9 protein-coding genes are annotated in these 12271 nt (G+C 49.6%); 7 read left to right on the top strand and 2 right to left on the bottom strand.

Annotated features, from left to right (window positions below; genetic code table 11):
- Positions 1-77: 77 nt before the first annotated feature.
- Positions 78-1064: an ABC transporter substrate-binding protein gene (locus tag ACFVS2_RS16205; protein WP_390235574.1), complete on the bottom strand. Its 987-nt coding sequence runs from the start codon at positions 1062-1064 to the stop codon at positions 78-80.
- A 273-nt stretch (positions 1065-1337) separates the two neighbouring features.
- Between ACFVS2_RS16205 and ACFVS2_RS16210 the strand changes: the two genes are divergently transcribed.
- The 7 genes from ACFVS2_RS16210 to nagA all read left to right on the top strand — a co-directional run bounded on the left by ACFVS2_RS16210 (position 1338) and on the right by nagA (position 9786).
- The gene (locus ACFVS2_RS16210; RefSeq protein WP_390235577.1) at positions 1338-2312 is read left to right on the top strand and encodes an ABC transporter substrate-binding protein; all 975 of its coding nucleotides are present in this window, start codon (positions 1338-1340) and stop codon (positions 2310-2312) included.
- A gap of 129 nt (positions 2313-2441) precedes the next feature.
- The gene (locus tag ACFVS2_RS16215; RefSeq protein ID WP_390235578.1) at positions 2442-4034 is read left to right on the top strand and encodes a helix-turn-helix domain-containing protein; all 1593 of its coding nucleotides are present in this window, start codon (positions 2442-2444) and stop codon (positions 4032-4034) included.
- Between the two features lie 132 nt (positions 4035-4166).
- On the top strand, positions 4167-5222 hold the full coding sequence (locus ACFVS2_RS16220; protein ID WP_173618754.1) for a FecCD family ABC transporter permease: 1056 nt from the start codon (positions 4167-4169) through the stop codon (positions 5220-5222).
- A gap of 2 nt (positions 5223-5224) precedes the next feature.
- Positions 5225-6256, top strand: a complete 1032-nt coding sequence (locus tag ACFVS2_RS16225) for a FecCD family ABC transporter permease (RefSeq protein ID WP_390235580.1) — start codon at positions 5225-5227, stop codon at positions 6254-6256.
- A gap of 205 nt (positions 6257-6461) precedes the next feature.
- Positions 6462-7472 (top strand): VOC family protein, encoded by a 1011-nt coding sequence (locus ACFVS2_RS16230; protein ID WP_390235582.1) that lies wholly within the window; start codon positions 6462-6464, stop codon positions 7470-7472.
- Positions 7473-7490: 18 nt separating this feature from the next.
- Complete coding sequence (locus ACFVS2_RS16235) at positions 7491-8576, top strand: NAD(P)H-dependent flavin oxidoreductase (protein WP_390235584.1); 1086 nt, start codon at positions 7491-7493, stop codon at positions 8574-8576.
- A 40-nt stretch (positions 8577-8616) separates the two neighbouring features.
- A complete protein-coding gene (gene nagA, locus ACFVS2_RS16240) occupies positions 8617-9786 on the top strand; it encodes an N-acetylglucosamine-6-phosphate deacetylase (RefSeq protein ID WP_390235586.1) in 1170 nt (389 codons plus the stop codon).
- A 508-nt stretch (positions 9787-10294) separates the two neighbouring features.
- Here the strand turns inward: nagA and ACFVS2_RS16245 are convergent.
- The gene (locus ACFVS2_RS16245) at positions 10295-12145 is read right to left on the bottom strand and encodes an SgrR family transcriptional regulator (protein ID WP_390235588.1); all 1851 of its coding nucleotides are present in this window, start codon (positions 12143-12145) and stop codon (positions 10295-10297) included.
- Positions 12146-12271: the final 126 nt, after the last annotated feature.

Raw genomic sequence — 12271 nt, forward strand, 5'->3', positions numbered from 1 at the left:
CATTATCATTCGTTCTATCCATCGTATACAAAAGAAAGAAGCTTTTCAATCATTGTTGAAAAGCTTCTCCTATTTCATTACTTCGCCAGGATTTCAGGAATCCTTTGCAGGAGCCATTCTCTTGTTGTCGCATCACTGCTAGATTTTTCGATGTCGATAAAGTAGACATATCCGTTTTTAACAGCAGGGAGGTCCTTCCAGATGCGTGATTTTAGCAGCTCCTGCGTTGATTTCTCCGCTTCCTCGCTCGCAGCATTCAGTATAAAGATACGATCTCCCGCTATTTCGGGCAAACGTTCCACAGAGATGAGTTCAAATCCTTTTTGTGCATCGAGTATTTCCTGAATGGGCGCAGTCGGCTTGAATCCATTTGTATCGTAGAGGACTTGGGAAAGCCCTGTTCTTGCCATGACAAACAGCCGATCACCCGGATAATAGGTAAAGACTGAGACGGTTTCTCCTTCTATCATGATGCCAGACTCCTTCAGCTTCTTCCACATCTCTTCCGATTTGCGCTTGTAATCGGCAAGCCATTTGGTGGCTGCTTCGGGTTTTCCAATCATATCTCCGAGCTGGGTCATCCGCTCTTCCAACGGCGCGAATGTATCAAAAATGACGGTAGGGGCGATTTTGGATAGCTGTTCATATTCTTTTTCTTCGGTATTTGCATGGATGATCAGATCGGGCTGTAATTCCAGGACCTTTTCGAGATTAATGGGAAAACCGACATTCTCGACATCATGCAGTTGGTCCTCAAAGATTTGGTTGGCGTACCCGAATCCCCCAATCGGCTTCACGCCCAACGCGAGCATATCGCCAAAGGTCTCACCGGAATAGATGATTCGTGTAGGGGAGACCGGAATGTTGCCTGCATGCCCGAGATAATCAGTATATGGACGCGTCTGGTTTTTCTGACTAGCCGCGCTGCTCGTTGTGCTCGTTGCTTCTTGTCCAAGCGTGGAAGCGGTAGTTGCTTGCGAAGCGGATGGACTGCATCCGATGAGCAAGCTGCCAGTCAGTATGAAGATTCCTAGTGTTCCGCTTATGTTGCGCATGTGTTTCATTTCTATTTTCCTCCAGTAGTCGTTTGAATCTGCTTGCTTTCAATGATAATCATTATCAGATATAGCTTAACAGCTCAATGGACAAACGTCAGATAGCCATCATTGATTTTGTACAAAGGGAAGGATTTCACACGGACAGTTGTGGAGTTTGGACAAAAAATAATGGAGAAAATGCATTGTCAGATGGCGAGGAAACACATATGATCAGGATGCAAATAGTGAGAATGAGTATCAATTCGATAATCATCAACAGATGCGAGAGAGGGTAGAAAGATGGTAAGAACGGTTCGAAATGCAGGATTGGCATGGATGGCATTATTATTGATCATGATGCTCGTGTTAACTGCGTGTGCAGAAAAAGCAGCGGAGCCAACATCCACTGAGCAGAAAGCATCGACAGAGAACACCGCTGAGAAAACCAAAGTGGTTAAAGACGCCTACGGCGATGTAGAGATTCCGGTAAAGCCAGAGCGGGTAGCGGCGATTTATCAGGAGGACTTCTTGACAGCACTGGGTGTAACCCCGGTTGTCCAGTGGTATCACCCGGCGTGGGGCAAACAGGACTACCTCGGGCTGGACGTGCCGCTTTTTGATATTACGGGAAGTATTGAAGCGTTACTTGCAGCCAATCCGGATATCATCATTGTGGATGGCTACGCTGATCCTAAGAAATACGAGGAATTCAGTAAGGTAGCTCCTACGTACAAGCTACCGGATGAACTCCGTAACGACACGATTGGAAGACTCAAAAAAATCGCCGAGGTGCTAGGCGTTCCAGAAAAAGCAGACGAAGCGATCCAAAAGTATAATGAGAAAATTGCGGATACCAAGGCCAAGCTTGAAAAGGCGATTGGCAACGAAACAGTGGCCGTCATTCGTTTGAACGTGGGAAATAAGCCGAATTTGGCCCTCTTCGGAGATGGCAATGTTTACACAGGCATGCTCTATAAGGAGTTGGGACTTACACCGTATTCAGCTGCCAAAAATCAAGAAACGCACGTGGTATTATCAGAAGAAGCCATCCCGGCTATCGATGCAGACCATATCATTGTGTTCCCGTCGAACGGCACGTGGACTTCCGAAGAAAACAAGGATGCGCTCAAGATTTTGGAGAGCCCGATCTGGAAATCTGTTCCTGCTGTGAAAAAAGGTCATGTCTACCCAATGGAGCGGACACATTGGCAATCCGGTGCCATGCTGGCCAATATGAAGAAGGTAGACGACTTGGTCAAAGCGTTTGTAAAGTAATCGAATTCAGTAGAGAAAGCGCGTCTTTTCGGTTGATGCGCTTTCTTTTTTATTTGTGGAGCTTGTCGGCGGGATGTTTACTCATTATAATATTAAATGATAATCATTCTCACGAAAAGGGTGAGGGAGATGAATAACGAAGCATCCGGGGCCAAGCTATCTCCACCATCATTTTTCGCAATGACAGCCATTCAAAAAGTAAATGTGGAAAGATGGCAGTCCTATCAAGAGCCGGAAGACTACACGATGATTGTAGCAACAGATGGAGAAGGGCTCATTGAAATCGAATCATCGACATATCGGTTCACGCGTGAGCATTGCTGGATTGCATCACCGCGTCAGAACGTTCGGATCAGTTGCACGAGTCACGTTCTCGACTATTATTACCTGACTTTTCGGGTCGTCCACACGGGAGCTCCGACGAAGGAACAAGCTTCTGAGGCTTTTTTCTGTTTGGGGGAGTTGACCTGCACGCCTTTTTCACGTGTCGTTGAATCGATTGCGGAGATTTACAAGCATCGCGACGTCACGGAGGCGTTGCAACGATTTTATAATCACGTGCGGTTTGAGGAATTGCTATGCGTTTTGGCCCAGCAAAATGTGCCAGGCAAAACTAGTTTGGACCCGAGGAGAGCTGTTGAGCGTTCAATTGCGTATGTAGAGGAGCATTACCAGGAGCCGCTAACTGTAGAGCAGTTGGCAGAGGAAGCGCATGTTGCACGTTGGCGATACACACAGCTTTTCAAAGAAATGACAGGACAACTACCGCTTGATTACATCCATCAGCTGCGGATGAATCAGGCGAAGCAGCTACTGCTCATGACGGGTGATCGGATCAACGAGATTGCCCAAAATGTCGGATTCAACAGCGAGTATTATTTCAATCGTCGTTTTAAGCAGAGTGTAGGGCTCGCGCCAGGAAAATATCGCAACATTCATCGGGATGATTTACGAGTCGTCTCTCTTTATATGGAGGATTATTTGCTGGCTCTTGGCATTCGACCCGTCGTTCAATGGGCGCATACATATTGGGGGCAGCAGGACTATTTGGGCCTGCATGATGTACCGGCGTACGATGTGCTGACAGATGACGTGCAGCTCTTGTCCAGTCGTGCACCAGATGTCATTATGCTTCGAGAATGTACAGGCTGGAAGGCGGATGTGTATGCCCAATGCGCCCGGATCGCCCTTACATGCGTGATTCGGCAGTTCGGATCTGAGTGGCGAAAAACATTGCGTACCCTCGGTGATCGGTTGGGCCGAAGTGAATTGGCAGAGCGGTCAATCGAGCAGTATGAACAGAAAGTAAGGTCTGCCAAAAATGTAATGGGACGTAGTCTCAAAGGGCAGAAGGTAGCCTTCTTGCGCATATCGGCCGATCAAATCCTCGTGGAGAAAAACTACACATCGCAGGTGTTGTTTCAAGATTTGGAAATGGAGCCGGCTCCGCTGGTAAAAAAACAATTTGCCAAGCAGGTGAGAGAAGGGGTATCGTGGGAAGAGTTGTCAACACTGGATGCCGATCACATTTTTTTCGCCTTTGACAAATGGCATCAGGGAAAAGCGGGTGCTGAACAGCTACAGCTCGACCATCCCGTGTGGCATGCGCTTCCTGCTGTCCAAAATAAGAGGGCTTATCAGGTGGATTTCATGACCTGGATGAATCACGGTGTGATCGCCAACGGCAAAAAGGTCGACGATGTCTTGCGGGTGTTAGCGTAAATATACAAAGATAAGTGCGCGTTTGTCCATTGACACTGTTTTCATACATCGCCTAAAATTCTATTATGATAATAAGAATCAATATCATCAAAAACAACTCAGCTCCATACTAACGAAAAAAAGGTGGCACGTATGAGTCAACACGCACATTCCCTAAAAGAGGGGAATAACGGAAAGCCGGTTGCGTTTCGCTCTCGCCCTTGGGCAGCGACGCTAATTTTGACCGGCGGAGTTTTCGCATTAATACTGGGGATGTTTTTATCTGTGTCATTTGGAGCAGCGGACATCCACTTTGCTGTCGTATGGGAAGCTATTTTTCAATTTAATCCTGATATTACGCAACACCAAATTATTCAGGAGATTCGTTTGCCGCGCCTACTCGGTGGTGCAATGGTCGGGGCCAGTCTAGCTGTTGCAGGTGCTATCATGCAAGGGATGACACGCAACCCGCTGGCAGATTCCGGATTGCTTGGTTTGAATGCAGGTGCCGGATTTGTTTTGGCTCTCTGCTTCGCTTTTTTCCCGGGTCTGCCGTTCATGTACCTGATTCTCTACAGCTTTTTAGGCGCTGGCATCGGGGCAGGTATGGTTTACGGGATTGGTTCCTTGGCAAAAGGTGGCTTGACTCCCGTGCGTCTCGTTTTGGCGGGTGCCGCATTGACCGCACTATTGTCTGCGTTAAGCGAAGGGATTGCCCTTTACTTTAAAATTGGACAAGATTTGGCCTTCTGGTATGCAGGCGGTGTGGCGGGAACCAAATGGTTTCAGCTCGAAGTCATGTTTCCGTGGATTCTCGCTGCCCTTATTGGTGCCATGATGCTGTCGCGTTCCATCACGATGCTCAGTCTTGGAGAAGATGTTGCAAAAGGATTGGGGCAGCGCACGGCGTTAGTGAAACTGGCAGGCATGATCATCGTTCTGATTTTGGCTGGATCAGCAGTTGCCGTTGTTGGAGCAGTAGGTTTTGTTGGATTGATCATTCCGCATATGACCCGCTTTTTGGTTGGGGTTGATTACCGATGGATCATTCCTTGCTCAGCCATTTTGGGCAGCTTGCTCGTCGTTTTCGCCGATTTGGCCGCAAGAATGGTAAATCCGCCGTATGAGACGCCGTTAGGGGCACTTATTGCGCTAATCGGTGTACCGTTCTTCCTTTACTTGGCCCGTAAAGAAAGAAGGGAGATGTAATCATGCAGCATATTGTTTCCCTTTACCAAACCCGTAAAAGAAATAAAGCCTTTGCGGTTATGACGATACTCGCTATCCTCATTTTCATTGCGTTTATCATCAGTATGAACACAGGCTACATACGATTGTCACCAAGCGACCTGCTGATGACGCTGATCGGTTCTGGAACAGATAAACAAAGCTTGATCTTGTTTGAATTCCGCTTGCCGCGGATTGTTATCTCCCTCCTGATTGGGGCAGGACTTGCGGTATCCGGGTGTATTATTCAAGGGATTTCCCGCAATGCATTGGCCGAACCCGGTATTTTAGGGATCAACGCTGGTGCTGGCTTGATGGTGATGCTGTTCATTTCGTTTTATCCATCCACGTCTGCCGCACCTGTTTTTTTGCTGCCGGTGTTGGCTTTGTTTGGAGCCAGCGTGACAGCAGCGCTGATCTTCGTATTGTCATATAAGAGACACAAGGGATTGTCTCCGACCCGTATTGTATTGACGGGGATTGCCGTGGCGGCTGGGATGAGTGCCGCGATGATCGTCTTGACGCTGAAGCTGAGTCCGGATAAGTACCAGTTTGTGGCGACTTGGCTCGCCGGTAGTATTTGGGGGACCAACTGGAAGTTCGTTCTTTCGTTGCTGCCTTGGATCGCCATTTTAATCCCCTATGTTTTTTACAAAGCACGTGTCATGAACGTGCTCAATTTGGGAGAAGAGTTGGCGAAAGGCTTGGGTGCACCCGTTGCCAAAGAGCAATTGAAGCTGCTGGCTGCCGCAGTCGGGCTTGCTGCTTCCTGCGTGGCAGTGAGTGGAGGCATCGGTTTTGTCGGGTTGATCGGTCCGCATTTGGCCCGCAGACTAGTGGGGCCAAAGCATGAGATGCTTTTGCCTACATCAGCGCTGGCGGGTGCGCTATTGGTCATCGTGGCTGATACTATCGGACGCTGGATCATGCAGCCGTCTGAGATTCCGACTGGTATCGTTGTAGCCGTTATCGGTGCTCCGTATTTCTTGTACTTGCTGGCACGTTCAAAAGCATAGTTTGGCAAATTGTGGATTTGGCGAGCGTTTTCCCGTCTAGTTACGAGGGAGACGCTCGTTTTTGTATAGGGCGAAGTGGAGAACTGGCAATTTGGGAATTGAAAAGAGGGAAATGTTGGAGGACAATGGGGAGAAGAAGCAACCGTCTTGTGTTTGTTATAATAACAGCATGAGCATGTATCGGGACGAGAAGGAGTAAAGGCATATGATCGATCGATTAGACCACTTGGTTTTGACGGTAAAAGACATCGAAGCAACCTGTCACTTTTACGAAAAAGTCCTGGGAATGAAGGCTGTAACCTTTGGCGACGGCAGGAAGGCCCTGCACTTCGGCCAGCAAAAAATCAATTTGCATCAAATCGGACAAGAATGGGAGCCAAAAGCGATGCATCCAGTCGCAGGCTCCGCTGATCTGTGTCTTGTCACATCGCTTCCACTGGAGCAAGTTATCCAGCATATTCATGCATGCGGCGTCCATTTGGTGGAAGGACCTGTTGAAAAAACAGGCGCCACCGGGCCGATTCGTTCGGTGTATTTGCGTGATCCGGACCATAATTTGATCGAGGTCTCCCAGTACTTGCCACAGGAATCAGGGGCGACTTCCCTTGCTCCTGCCATCAAGGAGATTTCCAAGAGATTGCAAGAACGTGAACAAGGGACGAGCGGCGCATACAGTGTCTTGCTCCCGCTCGTCAAAATGGCTGACAACCAGCTCGGCATTTTATTTGAAAAAAGAGCAAGTACCATGCGGCGACAGGCGAATGAGGTTTGTTTTCCGGGAGGGCGATCTGAGAAGAGCGACGAATCCCGTTGGGCGACGGCTGCTCGGGAAACAAGCGAGGAGTTGGGTATTCCACTTGATCAGATTCATTTTGTAGGCGAACTGGATCAGGTGATTGGGCCAGGCTCCTCTATCATTACGCCCTTTATTGGATACGTGGAAGGAATTCCAGATATGAAGCCGAATCCAGACGAGGTCGGAGAGGTCTTTATCCTTCCACTCGATCGGCTGTTGGCAACACAGCCAGCGAAGTATCTTTCCTCTGTCATGACCGAGCCGGAAGAGGATTTTCCTTATCATCTGATCCCAGGTGGCAAGCGATATCCGTGGCGAAAAGGGACAGTCGAGCATTTGTTTTACGAGGTGGACGGGCGTGTCATCTGGGGGTTAACCGCTCGGGTATTGGCTCAGTTTCTTGAATGGGTTCGCAATTAGTTGAGGAGTGAAAAAATCATGTGGACAAACAATCCTATCACTTCCCGTTTACATTTGAAATGGCCGATTATTCAGGCGCCAATGGCAGGGGGTGCGACCACACCTGCCCTGGTAGCCGCTGTCTCAGAAGCAGGGGGACTCGGAACGCTCGGTGCTGCGTATATGTCTCCTGAGCAGATTCGTGAGGCGATCAAGTCCATTCGGTCGCTAACGGACAAACCATTTGGCGTGAATCTGTTTATTCCGGAAGATTTCGATACCGACCAGCCGATCGCAGAAGGCGTTGCCCAGGCAATGAATGATGTGCGAGATCGATTGGGCATCCCGCACAATCCGCAGGTGACGCAATTTACAGAGCCGTTTGCTGAGCAGATGGCTGTCGTCTTGGAGGAACAGCCCGCCGTTTTTAGCTTTACCTTTGGAGTTCTCGATCATCGCTTGATGGCAGAGTTGAAGCAGCGGGGAATCACTGTCATCGGAACAGCGACAACCGTTCGCGAAGCGATTGCATTGGAAGTGAGCGGAGTCGATATGATTGCCGCTCAAGGCAGCGAAGCAGGCGGGCACCGTGGGTCCTTTTTGCCGGATTCGCCAAGCAATATGATTGGAACAATGGCGCTCGTCCCGCAAATGGTGGATCGGGTCAAGATTCCCGTAATCGCGGCTGGAGGGATCATGGATGGGCGGGGGATCGCAGCAGCACTCGCGCTCGGGGCACAGGCGGCACAGCTCGGAACGGTTTTTCTAACGTGCAAAGAGAGCGGAGCACATGCCCTGCACAAGAAAGCCATTCTGGAGACGCGTGAAGAGTCCATCGTGATGACACGTGCTTTCTCTGGAAAATGGGCAAGGGGCATTCAAAATGAGTTTATGACAACGCTCGCCCCACTTGATCCCGAGCTCCCGACCTATCCGGTACAAAATGCCCTGACCAAAGACATTCGAGCCGCAGCGGGCAAGCAGCAGCAAAGTGCGTACATGTCGATGTGGGCGGGACAGGCAGCTCCACTCAGCCAGGAAATTAGCGCGAGTGAGCTCGTTGAAAAGCTGGCAGCGGAGACGACGAGGATTTGCAGCAATCTGGGGCAGCCCCCGGTAGAATAAACGCGCAAAGAAAGCCACGCTAAAGACGGAGGAAATCAAATTGAACCAGGAATACGCTCTCAAAGGGAACCTTGTCGCAGATGGACAGGAATTGCATAATGGTCTCGTAGTCGTGGAACATGGAACGATCACCTATGCTGGCAAGGCAGATGAATATGGAAAAGCTTTGCCAGATCAGGTGGTGATAGTAGAGGATGGCTGGATTTGTCCTGGATTCGTCGATATGCACATGCATGGGATTGACGGATACGACACGATGGACGGGACACCGGAATCACTTCAGGCCATCTCAGCTGCACTTGCACGGCATGGGGTGACGTCTTTTTTGGCGACGACGATGACGGCTCCTTATGATCAATTGGAGCAGGTGCTGGTAAACATCGCGCAGAACTGCAGAGAAGGGCTTCCGGGGGCACAAGCGATCGGCATCCATCTGGAAGGTCCGTGGATCAATCCTCGTTACAAGGGAGCGCAAAAAGAAGAAAACATTGCGATACCCAAGCTCGATGCAGTGCAAAAGCTTTACGGGCTTTCAGAAGGTCTGATCAAGGTCGTGACGATTGCGCCTGAACAACCGGAAGCACTCGAAGCGATTGCTTGGTTAAAAGAACGCGATGTCATCGTGTCTGCTGGACATACAGGCGCTACGTTCGCCCAAGCGACGGAAGCGGTAGATGCGGGCGTACGCCATTTTACACACTGCTTCAATGCCATGACAGGGCTGCATCATCGAGAGCCGGGTGTAGTGGGCGCCGCGATGTATCATGAGCAGCTGAGCACAGAGCTGATCGCAGATGGCATCCATGTACATCCAGCAGTCATGAAGATTTTGTATCGGGTCAAAACGGCTGAAAGGCTCGCGCTCGTCAGCGATTCGATGCGGGCGGCTGCGATGGGCGAAGGGACGTACGACCTTGGGGGACAAGAGGTTCACGTCCACGACAATCAGGCAAAGCTCGCAGATGGAACACTTGCCGGAAGCATCCTGACGCTGAATCGGGCGGTCGGCAATATGGTGACGTTGAGCGGTGTTTCTTTGCCAGATGCAGTAGAAATGGCTTCCCTGACCCCAGCAAGCATCCTCGGCGTGGGTGAGAAAAAAGGGCGCCTGGCAGCAGGCTACGATGCAGATATCACGGTTTTGAATACACAATTTGCCGTGACGATGACTTTTGTAGCAGGTAAAGAAGTTTATCACCAGTCAAAGTAGTTTCTTATTAGAAAAAAGCAGTCCAAGGTCGCTCTTGGATTGCTTTTTTAGCATGAAAAAATAAAGATGTCCCCGGACGGTTGTGGTCGGGGAGAACCCCTGCCACATGTTTTCCAGTCGCCTATATCCTCTCTTCGTTCGGGCGGTCTCCTTCCAAACATGTGACAGGACTTCCGTACAGCTATTGTTTTCTGCTTAGTTTACAGCGTTTTTGAAGGTCAACCCAGGGGGAGCTTCATAACGTCTTCCAGGACGACACTTCAAACTGTTGTGAATAAAAGCCGCGTGGGAAGAAGTGCATTTCCAGTCCAAGCGCCTCTGGAGCCCTACCTAGCGTAGAAATGAATGGCGGGGAATTTCAGCTTCACTTATGAGATACTTCCTCGAAACTTTCTACGTTTGAAGCGCTCCCGCCATTCATTTCGGAGAGGACAGTCTTCCCCACCTTGCGGGGCGGAGGCCGAAGCGTAGACTGGAAATGCACTTCTTCCTCCACCACAGATCCTTCTTAAAACTGCTGTAACACATCCGGCTGAAACCAGATCTTATGAAAGTCCAGCCAGCCCGACGAATTGATCGACACGCCTCGCAAAGACTTGTGAAAGAACGTAAGCGTCTTTTTCTGAACCAGATACAAGACTGCATAGTTTTCCTTGATCATGGCTTCGATCCTGGCGAGATGGTGTTCCCGAGCAAGCCGGTCTGGCTCCTGGAACGTCAAGCAAATCTCCTTGTTGATCGCCCGAGCCAATGTTTCATCAAATGCGGGGAGAAAGTAATTTCTTTGCAAATACATCTCCAGCTCGCTAATTTGATCGCTGTTAAACACATTGCCGTAAAGCTGGCAGTCATGTTCAGGCAAACAATCGCGATTCGAAAACTCCCATGGTTCTCTCACGGCGACTTCCAGATGAATGCCATAATTGCCGCATCGTTGTTGAATCCACAGCGCATCTTCTTCATGGTAGGCTGTGGTCACGAGACGCAATGTTTCTCCCTGATAGTCGCTTTCCTGTAGCAGGGACATGATCTCAGCATGGCAGGGCTGCTGGTTCTCTCTCGCTCTTACCTCCCTTAACACAGGGTGATACGTGCGGAAGCCTTTTGCCGGGTGGAAGCGATCTCCGCCCAAATCGGCTATCATTTGATTTCGGTCAATCAGCCTATCCAGCGCTTGGCGGAACTTGATATGATTGTGCGGACCGCTCTTCCACTGGTTAAAAACAAGCAAATTACAGCAGGAAAAAAACGCCTCCGTATCGCACCAGTCCTGACCATTCTGAATGACTGCTTCCTTCAATGCTTGTGCTTTCGTCTGGACACCGTGCGACACCATCACTGATGCCCAGTTTGGTTCTTTTAGGCGCCCCATATCCAACTCGGGGAAGATCAAAATTTCCACACGATCCAACTGTGGTCTCCCAAGAAAATGAGCTGAAAATGCCTCTAGAATACAGATCCCCTCGTCAAGGCGGGTCAGCTGAAAGGGGCCGGTTCCAATTGGCTTTTCTCCAAAGCCTTTCTCATCCTGCCGAACGATTTCTTCTGGAACAATGCTTGCGGGAATCGTTGCCAATAGCCGCAACAGCAAGTAATTCGGTTCTTTTAGCAGGATGCGCACGGTTCGCTGGTCCATAGCCTCAATCAGTTCTATGTCACGAAACATCCAGCTTGCTTCATACGTGTCTGGATGAAAACGTAGTCGATTCAAGGAAAACACGACATCATGGGCAGTCAATTCCCGTCCATGGTGAAAAAGCACGTTCTTTTTCAAATAAAAGGTCCACTGCTTGGCATCTGAGCTGCTTTCCCAAGAGTGGGCGATGGAAGGCAAAATAGATCGACTGTTCGGATCATAATGGACGAGCGTATTGAATATCTGTCCCGCCAAATGGGCATCGAAGTGATAATAAGCGTGACCGGGGTCCAGCGTCACAATCGTGCGGTACACCGGAAAGCGGATGATATCTTGGGAACGGTTCGATACTGAGTGGCGTAAGAAGCCCATTCCTTCCGAGAGCCAATCCATGATCTGGTCTTTGACGGCTGCTTTGCCGTAGCGATTCATGAGCTCCATTGCTTCTTTGATGTCGCCCTTGTCTATTTGCAGCTTCACCTCGGCGAGGAGGATTTCATCGGAATCAGCATGAAGTGTCATGACAGAGACATTCCCTCGCCCGCGTCCCGCCTTCCATTCGACCCAACGCAGCTCGACTAGCTTACGGACAATCAGCTTGGCGTAGCGAGGCGTACAGTGCCAAATCCCAGCTAACTTTTCGATGGTGACAGGGAACGGTTTCCCGATTTCTTCTTGATGAAAAAACGAACGAAGCTCTAAAAAATGCAGAACGGTAACCATGCAGGCCCCCATTTCTCATATAAAAATGCATGTGCGAAAAGGTGATCAGATTCAATCAAATCGAACCCTTTTTCCCCTTTTTCTAGTTCCATATACTGAAGATAACACGAGAGATAACAAACGGGA

The sequence above is a fragment of the Brevibacillus sp. NPDC058079 genome, from assembly GCF_042885155.1.
Classification (GTDB): domain Bacteria; phylum Bacillota; class Bacilli; order Brevibacillales; family Brevibacillaceae; genus Brevibacillus.

What these genes read in the sequence shown, in the direction of transcription:
- ACFVS2_RS16205 (WP_390235574.1), bottom strand. Translation starts at nt 1,064, where the DNA reads ATGAAACACATGCGCAACATAAGCGGAACACTAGGAATCTTCATACTG.
- ACFVS2_RS16210 (WP_390235577.1), top strand. Translation starts at nt 1,338, where the DNA reads ATGGTAAGAACGGTTCGAAATGCAGGATTGGCATGGATGGCATTATTA.
- ACFVS2_RS16215 (WP_390235578.1), top strand. Translation starts at nt 2,442, where the DNA reads ATGAATAACGAAGCATCCGGGGCCAAGCTATCTCCACCATCATTTTTC.
- ACFVS2_RS16220 (WP_173618754.1), top strand. Translation starts at nt 4,167, where the DNA reads ATGAGTCAACACGCACATTCCCTAAAAGAGGGGAATAACGGAAAGCCG.
- ACFVS2_RS16225 (WP_390235580.1), top strand. Translation starts at nt 5,225, where the DNA reads ATGCAGCATATTGTTTCCCTTTACCAAACCCGTAAAAGAAATAAAGCC.
- ACFVS2_RS16230 (WP_390235582.1), top strand. Translation starts at nt 6,462, where the DNA reads ATGATCGATCGATTAGACCACTTGGTTTTGACGGTAAAAGACATCGAA.
- ACFVS2_RS16235 (WP_390235584.1), top strand. Translation starts at nt 7,491, where the DNA reads ATGTGGACAAACAATCCTATCACTTCCCGTTTACATTTGAAATGGCCG.
- ACFVS2_RS16245 (WP_390235588.1), bottom strand. Translation starts at nt 12,145, where the DNA reads ATGGTTACCGTTCTGCATTTTTTAGAGCTTCGTTCGTTTTTTCATCAA.